This is a genomic window from Rhodopseudomonas palustris (assembly GCF_034479375.1).
In the GTDB taxonomy this organism is placed as follows: domain Bacteria; phylum Pseudomonadota; class Alphaproteobacteria; order Rhizobiales; family Xanthobacteraceae; genus Rhodopseudomonas; species Rhodopseudomonas palustris_M.
The window spans coordinates 3989090-4004440 of the sequence record NZ_CP140155.1; the positions used below are offsets into that span (position 1 = coordinate 3989090).

The window sequence follows — 15351 nt, forward strand, 5'->3', positions numbered from 1 at the left end:
CCCGGCTCGCCCTGCGCAGTCGTTCACTTCGCAGTTCACCCCGTCATGGCCGGGCTTGTCCCGGCCATCCACGCCTTTCTTGCGGCTTCCGCAGGGAGAACGTGGATGCCCGGCACAAGGCCGGGCATGACGCGTTGAAACGAAAGTGCCCGACTTCATTGGCCACAGCCCCATCCCGGGCACGGGCCGGACTTGCGCGGAGCTACCGCCGCAGCCGCCGCGACGCCGGGTAGTTCATCACCTTGGGCACCCTGCCCTCGCGCAGCGCGCGCTGCATGGCCTCCCAATAGTCCGGCTGCATCAGTTCCGGATGGGCGTCGCGGAAGGCGCGGCGCAGGCCGGGATCGTCGATCCGCAGCCCCTCCAGCATCTCCTCGGGCCGGAACACCACGCCGTCCTCGAACTCCGGCACCGGGGCGATCGCGGTGCTGCGGACCTTGACGTCGGTCAGCGGTTCGACCGCGTCGTAGTCGAACAGATACACTTTGCGGATCCGGCTGACGCCGTAATTGCGGCCGTCGAGGTCCTTGTTGAAGATGTCGGCGGCGGCGTTGTTCTTGATGCAGTCGCCGAGATTGATCACCGCGGCGCGGGCGTCGGCGCCCGCAGCCGTGGTGAGATACAGCGGCAGCGGCGTCAGCTTGATCTGCACGATCAGATGCCGGAACACCAGCGCGTCGCGCTCCAGCGTCACGGTGTCGATGCCGGATTCGAGCAGCTCGTCGAGCAGATCGGGCGCGAACATCGTGCGGGCGAGCTTGACGTTCGAATAGATGATGTTGTCGAGCATCGAGCCGGCGCGGTCGATCTCGTGCACCAGATTGTACTTGCGCAGCACCGCGTCGAGGCCGTCGAAATAATCGAACTTGTAGTCGTCGGTCGGATGGTCGCGGATGATCTTCAGCACATAGGCCGACGACGGCATCGTGAACGCGATCGCCACCGTGCCCTTGAAGCCCGGCGCGGTGGCGAGCTTTTGCTTGCTCTTGCGATGCTCGGTGAGGATCTCGTTCATCACCGCGACCTTGCCGAGGTGATGAAAGCCGATGCAGGAATATTGCGTGCCGAGCGGCCGCTTCGGCATCAGCTCGTGCAGCAGCCGCGCCAGCTCGTGATAGCGCGGGTTGGTGGCGTGATAATTCGCCAGCGTCGAGGAGAATGCGAATTGCAGCTCGTCGCTGTCGCACAGCACTGCGTCGACGACGAGGCCGTCGTCCTCGTTGAGCAGCGCGATCAGCAACGGGATGTTGCGCGGCGGCATGTCGCCGCGGTCGCGCAGCCGGATGCGCCCGATCAGGCAGGCGCCGCGATTGCGAAAGAATCCGGATTGGGCGATCTCGATCTTCGCGCTCTCGCCGGCGCGCGGGCCGAGCGGCTCCAGCGCCGCCTCGATCGCGGCGGCGGCAAGCGCTGCGTCGCCGTCGAGATCGCGCCAAGGGCCGGTGAAGCCCGCGGCGTCGAGCGCATCGCGGATCACCTCCGGCCGGATCGGCAGCGTGGCGGCGATGGTCTTGAGCACCGCGGCGACAGAGGCCGGCGGACGCGCCGCCGGGCCGGTATCGTAGGACACCGGCCGCCATTCGTCGCTGACCAGCTTGCGGCGCAGCGACTGCCAGAACGCGAAGGCGAAATCGGCCTCGTAGCGGCCGGCGATCGCCGCCAGCAGCTCGGCCTCGGCGCGCGCCCAGACCTGCTCGTCATTGGCGAGTTCGGGCAGCCCGGCCTTCAGCAGCGGCACGAGCTGATCGATGCAGGCGGTGTACAGCCCGAGCCGGATCTTCGACAGCCGCACCGTCGCCGACCAGTCGCGCGCCTCGAACGCCGCTTTCGCCAGCGCCGGAATCCGCCGCGACACCGCGTAATAATTGTCGAACGCCGCCAACACCACGCGCGCCAGCGTGTGGGCCTGATCGTCCGGATCGTCGGTCCGCACCAGCGCGTCGAGCAGATCGAAATCCGGCTCGGCGATCCGGGTGGCGGCCTCGATGTCGGCGGCGCTGAGAAGGTGGGCGGTGGCGGTCATCGCCGGCGATGATGCGGCGGATTCGGGGGCGGCGTCGTGATCTGACGCAAAATGGCGGCTCGCCCGGCGGTTGTCGTGCTGGCGTTCCGCTCAGGGTTGCCCGGCCGGCGGCACCACCGGGGCGCCGGCCTGCGGCTTCACCGTCACCGTCTCGTCGGTGTCGAAGAACGTCAGCGCGGCGGCGGAGAAGCCCTCGGGGGTCTCGTACATCAGGTGGTGCGTCGCGCCCTTGAACTGCACCAGCCACGCCCCCGGGATCGCGGCGGCCAGCGTCTTCGAACTGTCGGTGCCGACCACGTCGTCGGCGGTGCCGACCACCAGCATCACCTGATTGGGGATCGCCGGCAGCTTGTCCAGCGGGGTCTTCCAATGCGTGGTGGCCTCGACCTGCCGCGCCACGATCGGATCGGCCGGCACCCGGCCATGCAGCGCCTTGGCGACGTTGCTGCCGTCGGTCGAGGTGGCGTGGATCAGCGCCTTGTTGAAACGATCCGGATATTGCAGCAGCAATTGCTGGGTGATCGTCGAGCCCATCGAATAGCCCAGCACATGGGTATGTTTGACACCCAGCGCGTCGAGCAGCCCGATCACGTCGGCGGCGAACAGCGGATAGCTGAAGGTGGTGGCGTTGGCGGTGGTGTGGCCCATGCCGCGATTGTCCGGCAGGATCAGCTGATAGCGCTGCGACAGCGCCGCGACGACCTTCGGCGGCCAGTTCTCGGCGGTCCCGCCGAGCCCCATGATCATCACCATCGGCGCGCCGCTACCGATCAGCTTGTAACCGATCGAGATACCGTTGGCGTTGACCTGATAGATGGTGTGACCGCCCCCGTCCTGGCCAATCGGCTTGCCGGCCGGTGCGATCGGATCGGCGAGGGCGGAGCCGCTTACCATCAGTAGCGCAATGAAACTTGAAGCGAATGCGCGAGCGAGCTTTGCCATCCGAATCACCTTGCAGAGCGTTGAATCGGCGACGCATAGCAGGAAACGGAGCACGGGTCGTTGCGGCGAAGGGGGCGGGGGGCTACGGGAAATCTTCGAAATCGCCGTCCCACACCCCACCCTCGAGATCGCGATTCGCCTCGATCCCATCATCGATCGCATCATTCTCGGGATGGCGCGCCATCATCGCAACTTCGCGGCGGAGATCGGCCAGAAACTGGGGATCGCACATGTCCGGCGCGCTGCGCACAATCGGCCGCAAGCCCTGCGTCCGCAGCCGCTCCCGCAGCGATGCCAAAGGGTCACAGGCAGTTTCAGAGGTGGGCTTATCTGGATCGGTTGGCATGGCGGCATGTGTAACAGGTCAGGCGGCGATTGCAATTCCTGGTTGTCATCCTGGGTCTATTGCGTCTTATTGTGAGACTGCCGAAGTGGAGACGGGCGTGCCGACGATCGCGTACTTTCTCGGAATTGCCATCGCGATGTACTATCGCGACCATAACCCACCTCATGTCCACGTGATTTATCAAGGTTATGAGGCATTGGTGGTGATTGAGGACGCCAGTCTGTTGCGGGGCAAACTGCCACCGACCGCGATGCTGATTGTGCGACGATGGGTAACGTTGCGGCGGACGGCACTGCTTGCGAATTGGGAGCGGGCGCGACGGCACGAAACGCTCGAGCGAATTGCGGGTCCGGACGATGATGATGATTAAGGTGCGACGCGCGACAGCGCTTGATGGTCACCGGCTGAAACTTGAGTTTTCCGATGACACCGTCGGAGAGCACGATCTCGGCTTTATTCTCAGCGAGCACGGCCCGATGCTGGAGCCGCTCAAGGACCCCGCATACTTCAAACGCGTTTTTGTGGAGAACGGCGTGCCGACCTGGCCGAACGGCTATGATTGGGACCCGATCGCCCTGCACGACGAGATGAAAGCCGCCGGCGAGTTGCGGCCGGTCGGGGATGCGGCGGAGTAGCAGGCTGGTTGCTACTCGGCAGCGTTGAAGCGCGCCTTGCCCGGCAAGCGCGCGTTCTGCCAATCGCCTGGCGCGAGGACCTTGGTCGCGGTCAGGATTTCAATTCCCAGAATGCGGCCGTGCTGGTCCAGATCGTAGATGAACGGCCCGGCTTCCTCGGTGTTCTCGACCTCGCCTGCCCCGACCCTGATATACACCGCGTCGGCTTCGGGATCGTAAGTCATATCGGTCATGGCGTTCGCCTCCGCTAAAAATGTATGCGGGCAAAACAGGTATTCTTGACGCCACCTCGTTCAACCGGGCTGCTTGTGAGCTAAACCTCTTCGATCAATCCCGCATGATGCAGAACTAGGCGTCCGACGATCGTAAGCTGAACGTCCTTCTCGGCCTTCCTTATAGTCAGTTTAGCTGAACCAGTCTTGCTATCGAATTTAATCTCTTCGCTGACCAGGCCCAAAGAAATAAGATGACGTTCCGCCGCCTGATATTCCGCATTCCGCTTACGAACGTCTTGATCACATCCGTACATAAGCAAGGGGAGATCAAAGATAGCCGGATGCAGCTTACGAAATTCTTGCGCGGCCGCTATCGTTAGCTTTGTATGATACAACAATACTATTAGCTCTTCGGGATCAAGCTCGGATAGGATTTTTAGGATCCTCTGAGCTCGAATCGCATCCCCTTCGTCCTTGGTAAGCCCCCTTGCCGCGCACTTGGCCAGATGTTCAATTTTTGAAGTTGAGCTAGTCATTGAGGCCGCCCGGAGGCCAGATTCGACCAACTCCAGTTGAGGCCCCTCAGAAGTGGGCAAGCATCGCTCGCAACCGGCGCGCTGCACCTCTTCGGCCAATGCTAATATGAACCTTTCGACCCGATCCAATCTTTGATTGGGGATCAACTCTGTGATGATTTCGGTGAGCAAGCCCCCGACAACTGGAGCGGTGCTTACGACTGCGCGCAATATCGCGGCTATCCGATCTGCCGGTGTATTTCCGAGTGACGGGAGATCCGAATCCCTCAACTATCCACCTTCAACGCCGCAATGAACGCCTCCTGCGGAATATCCACCTTGCCGAACTGGCGCATCTTCTTCTTGCCCTCCTTCTGCTTTTCGAGAAGTTTGCGCTTTCGGGTGATGTCGCCGCCGTAGCATTTGGCGGTGACGTCCTTGCGCAGCGCGCGGACGGTTTCGCGGGCGATGATCTTGCCGCCGATCGCCGCCTGGATCGGGATGACGAACATGTGCGGCGGGATCAACTCTTTCATCTTCTCCACCATGGCGCGGCCGCGGCCTTCGGCGCGGGTGCGGTGCACCAGCATCGACAGTGCGTCGACCGGCTCGGCATTGACGAGGATCTGCATCTTCACCAGATCGGCCGGCTTGTACTCGGTGAGGTGATAGTCGAACGAGGCGTAGCCCTTCGACACGCTCTTGAGGCGGTCGTAGAAATCGAACACCACTTCGTTGAGCGGCAGGTCGTACTTCACCATCGCGCGGGCGCCGACATAGGTCAGCTCCTTCTGATTACCGCGGCGGTCCTGGCACAGTTTCAGCACCGAGCCGAGATATTCGTCGGGCGTCAGAATCGTCGCCTCGATCCACGGCTCCTGGATCTCGGCGATCTTGACCACGTCCGGCATGTCGACCGGATTGTGGATCTCCATTTCGGTGCCGTCCGTCAGCGTCATCTTGTAGATGACGCTCGGCGCAGTCGCGATCAGATTGAGGTCGAACTCGCGGCTGAGCCGCTCCTGGATGATTTCCAGATGCAGCAGGCCCAGGAAGCCGCAGCGGAAGCCGAAGCCGAGTGCGGCACTGGTTTCCATTTCGAACGAGAACGAGGCGTCGTTGAGCCGCAGTTTGCCCATCGCGCCGCGCAGCGTTTCGAAATCGTCGGCGTCGACCGGGAACAGGCCGCAGAACACCACCGGAATCGCCGGCTTGAAGCCCGGCAGCATCTCGGTGATCGGCTTCCTGTCGTCCGTGATGGTGTCGCCGACGCGGGTGTCGGCGACTTCCTTGATGCCGGCGGTGATGAAGCCTATTTCGCCGGGGCCGAGTTCGTCGACCGTGGTCATCTTCGGCGTGAAGTAGCCGACGCGCTCCAGATCATAGGCCGCGTTGGTGCCCATCATCCGGATGCGCTGGCCCTTCTTCATCACGCCGTCGACGATCCGCACCAGCACCACGACGCCGAGATAGACGTCGTACCAGCTATCGACCAGCAGCGCCTTGAGCTGGGCGGAGCGGTCGCCGTTCGGCGGCGGCAGCCGCGTCACGATCGCTTCCAGCACGTCGGGCACGCCGAGGCCGGTCTTGGCCGAGATCATCACCGCGTCGGAGGCGTCCAGCCCGATCACGTCCTCGATCTGCTGCTTGATCTTCTCCGGCTCGGCCGCGGGCAGGTCGACCTTGTTGAGCACCGGCACGATCTCGTGGCCGGCATCGAGCGCGTGATAGACGTTGGCCAGGGTCTGGGCCTCGACGCCCTGCGAGGCGTCGACCACCAGCAGCGAGCCCTCACAGGCCGCCAGCGACCGCGACACCTCGTAGGCGAAGTCGACGTGGCCGGGCGTGTCCATCAGGTTGAAGATGTAGTCCTTGCCGTCCTTGGCGCGGTAGTTCAGGCGCACGGTCTGCGCCTTGATGGTGATGCCGCGCTCGCGCTCGATGTCCATCGAATCGAGCACCTGCTCCTTGCCGGCCATTTCGCGGTCGGACATGCCGCCGGTGATCTGGATCAGCCGGTCGGCGAGCGTCGACTTGCCATGGTCGATATGGGCGACGATGGAGAAGTTGCGGATGTTGTCGATGGGGGCGGTGGTCATGGTCGCGAGATAGCACCGGGACTCCGGCGCGGCAAGGCGAAGGGCGACCGCAACCGCCCGAAAAACCGCCGCTTTTGGCGTGCTTGACGGGGCGGGCCGAACCGGCTGATGTCCGCCGCGCATGCCTCGAACCCAGGGTCCGGATGACCTCGATTGCCACGTCCCGCGGCCGCCTGTCGCTGATCGAGCGCTGGATCGACGCGCTGCTCGATCCCAAACGGCAGGAGCGTACCGTCATCCTGTCGCTGGCGGTCTACGCGGCGATCTGGACCGCCTACCGGACGATCGCCACCTGGCCGCGCGACCTGCACGCCGACGAAACCGAGTTGTACGCCTGGTCGCAGCATCTGGCGTTCGGTTACGACAAACACCCGCCGTTCTCGGCCTTCGTCGCCCGCGCCTGGTTCAGCGTGGTCCCGGTCTCGGACCTGACGTTCCATCTGCTCGCCACCGTCAACATCGCGGTCACGCTGTACATCGCCTGGCGGACGATGCGGCGCTATATGACGGCCGAGAAGGCGCTGTTCGGGCTGGCGCTGCTGACGCTGATCCCGTTCTTCAATTTCATCGCGCTGAAATACAACGCCAATGCGGTGCTGCTGCCGCTGTGGGCGCTGACCATCCATTGCTTCCTGCGCGCCTTCGAGGCCCGCGGCCTGCTGTGGCCGACGCTGGCGGGCGTGTTCGCCGGCTGCGCGATGCTGGGCAAATACTGGTCGATCGTGCTGATCGGCGCGCTGGGCCTCGGCGCGCTGCTGGATCGGCGGCGGGCGCGGTTTTTCGCCTCGCCGGCGCCGTGGCTGATGATCGCAGCCGGCGCGGTGGTGCTGGCGCCGCATCTGGCCTGGCTGATCGATCACCGCTTCCCGACCTTTGCCTACGCGGCCGCGCGGGAATCCGACGGCCTCGGGCACAATGCGCTCGACACGCTGCGCTATCTCGCCGGCTGCGTCGGCTATGCGGCGCTGGCGCTGATCGCCACCTGGGTGCTGCTGCGGCCGTCGCGCGCCGCACTGGCGGAGAGCCTCTGGCCGGCCGACCCGCAGCGCCGGCTGATCGTGACGATCCAGCTGCTGATGATCGTGGGCCCCGCGCCGCTGGCGCTGGTGACCGGCATCCGCATCGTGCCGCTGTGGACGATGCCGGCCTTCACGCTGCTGCCGATCGTGCTGCTGTCGTCGCCGCTGATCGCGGTCGGCCGCGACGCGCTGCGGCGGATGCTGATCGGGGCTGCGGCGCTGGCGCTGACGATCCTGGCCGCGGCGCCGGGCGTGGCGGTGGCGATCCATACGAGCAGCGCGCCGGAGCCGTTCGAATACGCCTCCCTGCTGGCCTCCGACATCGCGCGGGTCTGGCAGCGCCACACCGACAGGCCGATCGCGCTGGTCGCGGGCGAAACCGCGCTGGCGCAGAACACCGCGTATTATCTGCGCACCGACAGCCGCGCCTTCGCGACCGCCGATCTGGCAACGCTGAAAGCCGACGCCACCGCGCGCGGCGCGGCGCTGGTGTGCCCGGCGGCGGATCAGGCCTGTCTGGCGATCGCCGAGCAGATCGTGGCGGCGCAGCCGCAGATCCTGCGCAGCAAGGTGTGGCTCAGCCGGCCGCTGCTCGGGATCGCGGGCGGCACGGTGCAGGACGTGTTCTTCCTGGTGCTGCCGCCCTCGGCGGCGGCGAGATAAGCCGGCGCGGGCTTATTCTTCTTCGCCGAACTTGCTGCCCATCAGTTCGGCCAGCGCGTCGACGGCCTGCTGCGCCTCGGGTCCGGTCGCCGACACGGTGACGGTGGTGCCGATCCCGGCGGCCAGCATCATCAGGCCCATGATCGAGGTTCCGCCGACGGTCTCGCCGTTGCGCGTCACGGTGATATCGGCCTGGAACTTCTCGGCCATCTGGACGAATTTGGCCGAGGCCCGCGCATGCAGGCCGCGCTTGTTGATGACGGGAATCTCGCGGGAGATTTTTCCGGCGGTGGTGCCCGCCTGTGCGTCTGTCGCGGTCTGGGGCACGTCTGCGGTCATTTTCCGGCCAGCACCCGGCTGGCGATGGTGACGTATTTGCGCCCGGCTTCCTGGGCCAGCGCGATGGCATCGGGCAAAGCGCGTTCCTCGCGGACCTTGGCCAGTTTCACCAGCATCGGCAAATTGATCCCGGCGAGCACTTCGACCTTCGGGCGGCTCATGCAGGAGATCGCGAGATTCGACGGCGTTCCGCCGAACATGTCGGTCAGAATCGCAACGCCGTCGCCGCTGTCGACGCGATTCACCGCCTCGATGATGTCGCTGCGACACAGGTCGGCGTCATCTTCGGCGCCGATCGTGACGGCTTCGATTTGCTTTTGTGGCCCCATCACGTGTTCCAGCGCTGCCTTGAACTCGTCGGCAAGGCGCCCGTGGGTCACAAGTACTAGACCAATCATCGGAAACTCCTCGCGGGCGCTTCGTGGGTGCACCGCGCGAACGGGTCACTTTGACCATCCAGAGCCCCTATGCAAGGGGGTTCTCGCGATTCTCCCTTCAAGACGGGGGCAAATCGGGAACCGGGGCCGGTCTATTCAGTGACGATTGTGTGGCTCATATGGTTACAAAAATCCTTCCAGCAATCGTCCAACTGTGTCGCAGCGGCGACGGCGTCGATGGTCGTGAACGCCGCCACCACCAGAGGTAGCGGATCGTAGGCTTCACCTACCGGCACCCGCGGCAATTCGACGCCCTCCACGATCCCGCGCATCGACGCAGCTTCCGGAAGGCGGGCGGCGTCGCTGGCGGCGAGGTCGACCAGGAGGCCGACCATGGCCTCCGGCGCGGCCGGAACGCGGCGCAGGCCGAGGCCTCTGACCTCGATCATTCCGGCGATCTCCGGCGCCGGGCGCACCCAGAGCCGGCCGTCGCGCCGTTGCAGAATGACACGATCGTCACCGATCAGTTCCACCGGCGGGATCTGCCGCGCCCGTCCTGCGACGATCAGCCCGAAGGCGAGGCGGGATTTGCCGGATCCGGAGGGGCCGCGGATCAGCACCGCGCGGTCGCCGATCCGGACGGCGGAGGCGTGCACGCTGGGTGCGGCCGTCATGTCGACGGCAGCCGGACGATGAAGCGGGCGCCCGCGATGGTCGGCTCGCCGTCGGCATCGCGCGGACCGGGGCGGTTCTCGGCGCGGATCTTGCCGCCATGCGCCTCCACGATCTGCTTGGAGATCGACAGGCCGAGCCCGGAATTCTGGCCGAAGCCCTGATGCGGCCGGTCGGTGTAGAAGCGCTCGAAGATCTTGTCGAAGGCGTCGTCGCGGATGCCCGGGCCTTCGTCGTCGACCACGATCTCGATCTCGGTCTTGCGGCGGCGGCAGACGATCTGGACGCGGCCGCCCTCGCGCGAGAACGACTGCGCGTTGGACAGCAGATTGGAGATCACCTGGCCGAGCCGCGAATCATGGCCCGGCACCGAGAACGGATCGCTCGCCGGCCCCTCGAACCGCACGTCGACCATCGCGATATTGCCGAGCCGGGTTTCGTTGGCGACCAGCGTCAGCGTCGTCAGCAGCCGGCGCAGATCGACCGGGGCGGCATCCTGGCGCTGCAATTCGGCGTCGAGGCGGCTGGCGTCCGAGATGTCCGAGATCAGCCGGTCGAGTCTTTTCACGTCGTGCTCGATCACCGCGAGCAGTCGCGAGCGGCTGTTGGCATTCTTGGCCAGCGGCAGCGTCTCGACCGCGGAGCGCAGCGAGGTCAGCGGGTTTTTCAGTTCGTGGCTGACGTCGGCGGCGAACGCCTCGATCGCCTCGATGCGGTTGTATAGCGAGTCGGTCATCTCGCGCAGCGCGCCGGACAGATGCCCGATCTCGTCGCGCCTTGTGGTGAAGTCGGGAATTTCGACGCGGGCGCGGATCCGGCGGCGGACCCGCTCGGCGGCGTCGGCGAGCCTGCGCACCGGGCCCGCGATGGTCGAGGCCAGCAGCACCGAGAGCACGAACATCACGATCGCCGCCAGCCCGAAAATCTTCAGGATCGCCAGCCGCTCGGCGGTGACCATCTGGTCGATGTCGTCGCCCTGGGTCGACAGCATCAGCGCGCCGTGGATGGCGCGGAAGCGCTGCACCGGCACCGCCACCGAGACGATCACTTCGCCGCGCTCGTTGATCCGCACCATCGAGTTCTTCTGGCCCTTCAGCGAATCGGCGACCTCCTGGTAGCCGTTGCCGTTTTCGGGACCGAGCTCGCGATACAGCGGCAGGTCGCCGCGATTGAGCCAGGTGCGGACCGCGATCATCGCGCGTTCGACGATGCCGGGCTTTTCCGCGGTCGGCGGCGGCAGTTCGAACCGCATCACGTCGCCGCGGCCATACAGGCTGCGGCTGTCGAGGATCAGCACGCCATCGCGGTCGTAAATCCGCGCCCGCGTCTTGGTCGGCGAGATCAGCCGCCGCAGCACCGGCGCGACGCGTTCGGGATTGATCGGGAAGTCGAGCACCGCGAATTCGTCCGGCGGGCCGTAGGTCTCGCCGGGCTTGAGATCGAGCAGCCGGTCCGGATCGATGGTGATGGTGTTGGTTTCGACGGTGGCGGAGGCGGCGATCGCGCCCGCGATGATCTCCGCCTGCACCAAGAGGCTCTGGGCGCGGGCGTCGATCAGGCCGGCGCGGAACTGCGACAGATACAGAATGCTCGCCGACAGCGCCATCAGGCCAGCGAGGTTGAGCGACAGGATCCGCCGCGTCAGGCTGGAGAAGCTCAGCGTGAAGAAGAACTGCCCGGCGCGGCGCGCCCAGGCGAGCGGCCGCGTCCACGGCCGGACCTGCGCCACGGCCTCGTCCTGCGCGGCGGCGTCGTCGCCGTCGCGGACCTCTCGATCAGCCGCGGTGCGATCCAGCAATGGCCAAGCCTGCCCGGTGATTGGCGATGAGCAATTCTCGTTGCCGCATGATCTTCTCCGAAAACCGGTATTCCCTTTTCGGGATCATGCGCCAGCATATCGCAATGCGGCGGCGCCGTCAGGCGCCGATGCGCCCGCGGTCCGGCACGCCGTTCAGGTTTCCTTGAAACGATAGCCGACGCCGTAGAGCGTCTCGATCATCTCGAAATCGTCGTCCACCACCTTGAACTTCTTGCGCAGCCGCTTGATGTGGCTGTCGATGGTGCGGTCGTCGACATAGACCTGGTCGTCATAGGCGGCATCCATCAGCGCGTTGCGGCTCTTCACCACGCCCGGCCGGGTCGCCAGCGCCTGCAGGATCAGGAATTCGGTGACGGTCAGCGTCACCGGCTCGTTCTTCCAGGTGCAGGTGTGACGCTCCGGGTCCATCCGCAGCAGGCCGCGATCGAGCGCCTTGGCGTCGGTTTCCTTCGGCGCCGCGGCGGGGTCCTTCGGCGCCGAGCGCCGCAGCACCGCCTTGACGCGCTCGACCAGCAGGCGCTGCGAGAACGGTTTGCGGATGAAATCGTCGGCGCCCATCTTGAGGCCGAACAATTCGTCGATCTCCTCGTCCTTCGAGGTGAGGAAGATCACCGGCAGATCGGATTTCTGCCGCAGCCGCCGCAGCGTCTCCATGCCGTCCATCCGCGGCATCTTGATATCCAGGATGGCGAGGTCGGGCGGCGAGGTGCGGAATCCGTCGAGCGCAGACGCGCCATCCGTGTAGGTCATGATCCGGTAGCCTTCGGCTTCCAGAGCGATCGAGACCGATGTGAGGATGTTGCGGTCGTCGTCGACCAGGGCGATTGTTGGCATGTAGCTCTTTCCGAAACGGCGTGGCGAGACCGCGAACGATTCGGCGATCCGTGGTTCAGGTTGCCCAAAAAGCACAGTCAACGAGCAATGCAAGCTGGGCTGAAATGTGGCCGGTTTCTAAATCTCGGGAACGGGGCGCAGGCCGGCATTGATATAAGCCCGGTTTCTGGGCATCAAAGCCCCATTCGGCAATGAATTGACGGAATTTTCCCCATGCAGCCGACGGCCGAATTCGACCCCCGCAAGGTCTCCAGCTCGCTTCTGCGCCGCCGCCGCGAGGGCGCGCTGGCCACCCTGCTGCGCGGCAGCGGCGGTCCCTATTGCTCGCTGGTCAACCTCGCCAGCGCGCCGGACGGTTCGCCGATCCTGTTGATTTCCCGCCTGGCGGTGCACACCCGGAACCTGCTGGCCGACCCGCGGGTATCGCTGATGCTCGATGAGCGCGCCGAGGGGGACCCGCTGGAAGGGGCCCGGATCATGCTGCTCGGCGTCGCCGCCGAAGCCGATCCGGCCGATGTTCCGCAGCTCCGCAGGCGCTATCTGGCGGCCCACCCCGGAGCCGCCGATTACATCGATTTTTCCGATTTCGCGCTGTACCGGATCGAGACCAGCGCCGCCCATCTGGTCGCGGGCTTCGGCCGCATCGTCGATCTCGAGCCTTCGGACTATCTGACCGATCTCGGCGGGGCCGCCGGCCTGCTGGAAGCCGAAGCGTCTGCGGTCGAGCACATGAATGCGGATCATTTGGGCACGATGAATCTTTATGCGACCCGGCTGCTCGGCGCCGCTGCGGGCGACTGGCGCTGCACCGGTCTCGATCCCGACGGGCTCGATCTGCAAGCCGGCCGAACCACCCTGCGGCTGCCGTTTCCCGAGCGGGTGACCACCGCCGCAGCGCTGCGGGACATGCTCAAACGCATGGCAGACATCGCCCGGGCCGCCGCATGACTTGAGCCAGCGCAATGTCTTCCGGCGGTAAACGAAATACTGCCGCCCGGGTTGGCAAAGCCGAGGTTCGCCACTATTCAGTCGCCCCACCTGGACCAAGGCGGTATATATTGACGTTTACCGCGGGCTGAAGCGCATTGGCGGCAATCGCGCGATCGGGACAACGCGGACTCGAGGAGGATTCATTCGTGCAAGAGACGGGCGTGCATAACGGTGCTCATGGCGCCGACAAATTCGGACTCAAAAATCTCAACGGCGTGTACTGGAATTTCGCCGCTCCGCAGCTCTATGAGCATGCGCTGAAGAACGGCGAAGCCGTGCTGTCGGCCGACGGCGCGCTCTGCGCCGACACCGGCGAATTCACGGGCCGCAGCCCGAAGGACAAGTTCACGGTCCGCGACGCCACCACCGAGACCACGATGTGGTGGGGCGGCAACCAGTCGATCACCGCCGATCAGTTCGAGACGCTGTATCAGGACTTCCTGAAGCACGCCGAAGGCATGACGCTGTTCGCGCAGGACCTGTACGGCGGCGCCGATCCGTCGTTCCAGATCAAGACCCGCGTGTTCACCGAGCTCGCCTGGCACTCGCTGTTCATCCGTACGCTGCTGCGCCGTCCCGACCGCGCCGCGCTGGAGAGCTTCGTTCCCGAGCTGACGCTGATCGATCTGCCGAGCTTCCGCGCCGATCCGAAGCGTCACGGCTGCCGCTCCGAGAACGTCGTGGCGATCGACTTCGCCCGCAAGATCGTGCTGATCGGCGGCACCCAATACGCCGGCGAGATGAAGAAGAGCGTGTTCACCACGCTGAACTACTATCTGCCCGAGAAGGGCGTGATGCCGATGCACTGCTCGGCCAATGTCGGACCGCAGGGCGACACCGCTATCTTCTTCGGCCTGTCCGGCACCGGCAAGACCACGCTGTCGGCCGACCCGAACCGCACGCTGATCGGCGACGACGAGCACGGCTGGGGCAAGGACGGCGTCTTCAACTTCGAAGGCGGCTGCTACGCCAAGTGCATCAAGCTGTCGGCCGAGGCCGAGCCCGAGATCTTCGCGGCGTCGTCGCGGTTCGGCGCGGTGCTGGAAAACGTCGTGCTCGACGAAATCACCCGCAAGCCGGATTTCGACGACGGCTCCAAGACCGAGAACACCCGCTCGGCGTATCCGCTGGAATCGATTCCGAATGCGTCGCTGACCGGCCGCGCCGGCCAGCCGAAGAACGTGGTGATGCTCGCGGCCGACGCCTTCGGCGTGATGCCGCCGATCGCCAAATTGACCCCGGCGCAGGCGATGTATCACTTCCTGTCCGGCTACACCGCCAAGGTCGCCGGCACCGAGCGCGGCGTCACCGAGCCCGAGCCGGAATTCTCGACCTGCTTCGGCTCGCCGTTCCTGCCGCGCGATCCTTCGGTCTACGGCAACATGCTGCGCGAGCTGATCGCCAAGCACGACGTCGATTGCTGGCTGGTCAACACCGGCTGGACCGGCGGCATCTACGGCACCGGCCACCGCATGCCGATCAAGGTCACCCGCGCGCTGTTGACAGCGGCGCTGGACGGCTCGTTGCGCAACGTCGAATTCCGCACCGATCCGTATTTCGGCTTCGCGGTGCCGACGTCGCTGCACGGCGTGCCGAGCGAGATCCTCGATCCGGTCAAGACCTGGGCCGACAAGGCCGCGTTCGATGCGACGGCGCGCAAACTGGTCGGCATGTTCCAGAAGAACTTCGCCAAGTTCGAAGCGCAGGTCGACGCCGAAGTCCTCGCCGCCGCGCCCGACGTCAAGATGGCGGCCGAGTAACTTCGAACGCCTCGGCTGGATCGAAACCAAATCGCGAATCAAAAAGGGCGGCCCATCATCGGGCCGCCCTTTTCCTTGGCCGGCTTGCGCACCGAAACGCCGG

16 protein-coding genes are annotated in these 15351 nt (G+C 65.3%); 5 read left to right on the forward strand and 11 right to left on the reverse strand.

What is annotated here, in order from left to right; translation table 11 throughout:
• Positions 1–202: 202 nt before the first annotated feature.
• The 3 genes from aceK to SR870_RS17970 form a co-directional block, all read right to left on the reverse strand.
• Complete coding sequence (gene aceK / locus SR870_RS17960) at positions 203–2023, reverse strand: bifunctional isocitrate dehydrogenase kinase/phosphatase (RefSeq protein WP_322514891.1); 1821 nt, start codon at positions 2021–2023, stop codon at positions 203–205.
• A gap of 90 nt (positions 2024–2113) precedes the next feature.
• Complete coding sequence (locus SR870_RS17965; protein WP_322514892.1) at positions 2114–2917, reverse strand: alpha/beta hydrolase; 804 nt, start codon at positions 2915–2917, stop codon at positions 2114–2116.
• A gap of 130 nt (positions 2918–3047) precedes the next feature.
• Positions 3048–3311: an antitoxin MazE-like protein gene (locus tag SR870_RS17970; protein WP_322514893.1), complete on the reverse strand. Its 264-nt coding sequence runs from the start codon at positions 3309–3311 to the stop codon at positions 3048–3050.
• Between the two features lie 97 nt (positions 3312–3408).
• On the opposite strand from SR870_RS17970, the gene SR870_RS17975 reads away from it, so the two are divergent.
• Complete coding sequence (locus SR870_RS17975; protein ID WP_322514894.1) at positions 3409–3681, forward strand: DUF4160 domain-containing protein; 273 nt, start codon at positions 3409–3411, stop codon at positions 3679–3681.
• A complete protein-coding gene (locus SR870_RS17980; protein WP_322514895.1) occupies positions 3668–3946 on the forward strand; it encodes a DUF2442 domain-containing protein in 279 nt (92 codons plus the stop codon). The genes SR870_RS17975 and SR870_RS17980 overlap by 14 nt, the downstream gene beginning before the upstream one ends.
• Positions 3947–3957: 11 nt before the next feature.
• On the opposite strand, the gene SR870_RS17985 is transcribed toward SR870_RS17980, so the two are convergent.
• The 3 genes from SR870_RS17985 to lepA form a co-directional block, all read right to left on the reverse strand.
• Positions 3958–4179 (reverse strand): DUF2283 domain-containing protein, encoded by a 222-nt coding sequence (locus SR870_RS17985; protein WP_322514896.1) that lies wholly within the window; start codon positions 4177–4179, stop codon positions 3958–3960.
• An 80-nt stretch (positions 4180–4259) separates the two neighbouring features.
• Complete coding sequence (locus tag SR870_RS17990) at positions 4260–4907, reverse strand: hypothetical protein (RefSeq protein WP_322514897.1); 648 nt, start codon at positions 4905–4907, stop codon at positions 4260–4262.
• A 56-nt stretch (positions 4908–4963) separates the two neighbouring features.
• Positions 4964–6775, reverse strand: coding sequence for a translation elongation factor 4 (lepA, locus tag SR870_RS17995; RefSeq protein WP_322514898.1), 1812 nt, complete (start codon positions 6773–6775; stop codon positions 4964–4966).
• Positions 6776–6918: 143 nt separating this feature from the next.
• Here lepA and SR870_RS18000 point away from each other — a divergent pair, with 143 nt between their 5' ends.
• Positions 6919–8457, forward strand: coding sequence for a glycosyltransferase family 39 protein (locus SR870_RS18000; protein WP_322514899.1), 1539 nt, complete (start codon positions 6919–6921; stop codon positions 8455–8457).
• A 12-nt stretch (positions 8458–8469) separates the two neighbouring features.
• Here the strand turns inward: SR870_RS18000 and SR870_RS18005 are convergent, their stop codons facing one another.
• The 5 genes from SR870_RS18005 to SR870_RS18025 all read right to left on the reverse strand — a co-directional run bounded on the left by SR870_RS18005 (position 8470) and on the right by SR870_RS18025 (position 12498).
• Positions 8470–8796, reverse strand: a complete 327-nt coding sequence (locus SR870_RS18005; protein WP_322514900.1) for an HPr family phosphocarrier protein — start codon at positions 8794–8796, stop codon at positions 8470–8472.
• Positions 8793–9194, reverse strand: coding sequence for a PTS sugar transporter subunit IIA (locus SR870_RS18010; RefSeq protein WP_011439367.1), 402 nt, complete (start codon positions 9192–9194; stop codon positions 8793–8795). The genes SR870_RS18005 and SR870_RS18010 overlap by 4 nt, the downstream gene beginning before the upstream one ends.
• Positions 9195–9325: 131 nt before the next feature.
• Positions 9326–9847, reverse strand: a complete 522-nt coding sequence (locus SR870_RS18015) for an HPr kinase/phosphatase C-terminal domain-containing protein (protein ID WP_322514901.1) — start codon at positions 9845–9847, stop codon at positions 9326–9328.
• Positions 9844–11643: a stimulus-sensing domain-containing protein gene (locus SR870_RS18020; protein WP_416221093.1), complete on the reverse strand. Its 1800-nt coding sequence runs from the start codon at positions 11641–11643 to the stop codon at positions 9844–9846. Before SR870_RS18020 ends, SR870_RS18015 begins: the two co-directional genes overlap by 4 nt.
• A 153-nt stretch (positions 11644–11796) precedes the next feature.
• Positions 11797–12498, reverse strand: a complete 702-nt coding sequence (locus tag SR870_RS18025; RefSeq protein WP_011439364.1) for a response regulator transcription factor — start codon at positions 12496–12498, stop codon at positions 11797–11799.
• A 213-nt stretch (positions 12499–12711) separates the two neighbouring features.
• Between SR870_RS18025 and SR870_RS18030 the strand changes: the two genes are divergently transcribed.
• Together SR870_RS18030 and SR870_RS18035 are read left to right on the forward strand one after the other, a co-directional pair.
• Positions 12712–13446, forward strand: a complete 735-nt coding sequence (locus tag SR870_RS18030; RefSeq protein WP_322514902.1) for a HugZ family protein — start codon at positions 12712–12714, stop codon at positions 13444–13446.
• Between the two features lie 188 nt (positions 13447–13634).
• Entirely contained in the window at positions 13635–15248 is a 1614-nt protein-coding gene (locus SR870_RS18035; protein ID WP_322514903.1) for a phosphoenolpyruvate carboxykinase, read from the forward strand.
• Positions 15249–15351 lie beyond the last annotated feature (103 nt).

Coding starts and splice junctions, on each gene's coding strand:
- SR870_RS17985 (WP_322514896.1), bottom strand. CDS start 4,179: ATGACCGATATGACTTACGATCCCGAAGCCGACGCGGTGTATATCAGG.
- SR870_RS18005 (WP_322514900.1), bottom strand. CDS start 8,796: ATGACCGCAGACGTGCCCCAGACCGCGACAGACGCACAGGCGGGCACC.
- SR870_RS17980 (WP_322514895.1), top strand. CDS start 3,668: ATGATGATGATTAAGGTGCGACGCGCGACAGCGCTTGATGGTCACCGG.
- SR870_RS18015 (WP_322514901.1), bottom strand. CDS start 9,847: ATGACGGCCGCACCCAGCGTGCACGCCTCCGCCGTCCGGATCGGCGAC.
- SR870_RS18010 (WP_011439367.1), bottom strand. CDS start 9,194: ATGATTGGTCTAGTACTTGTGACCCACGGGCGCCTTGCCGACGAGTTC.
- lepA (WP_322514898.1), bottom strand. CDS start 6,775: ATGACCACCGCCCCCATCGACAACATCCGCAACTTCTCCATCGTCGCC.
- SR870_RS18000 (WP_322514899.1), top strand. CDS start 6,919: ATGACCTCGATTGCCACGTCCCGCGGCCGCCTGTCGCTGATCGAGCGC.
- SR870_RS18030 (WP_322514902.1), top strand. CDS start 12,712: ATGCAGCCGACGGCCGAATTCGACCCCCGCAAGGTCTCCAGCTCGCTT.
- SR870_RS17970 (WP_322514893.1), bottom strand. CDS start 3,311: ATGCCAACCGATCCAGATAAGCCCACCTCTGAAACTGCCTGTGACCCT.
- aceK (WP_322514891.1), bottom strand. CDS start 2,023: ATGACCGCCACCGCCCACCTTCTCAGCGCCGCCGACATCGAGGCCGCC.
- SR870_RS18025 (WP_011439364.1), bottom strand. CDS start 12,498: ATGCCAACAATCGCCCTGGTCGACGACGACCGCAACATCCTCACATCG.
- SR870_RS17965 (WP_322514892.1), bottom strand. CDS start 2,917: ATGGTAAGCGGCTCCGCCCTCGCCGATCCGATCGCACCGGCCGGCAAG.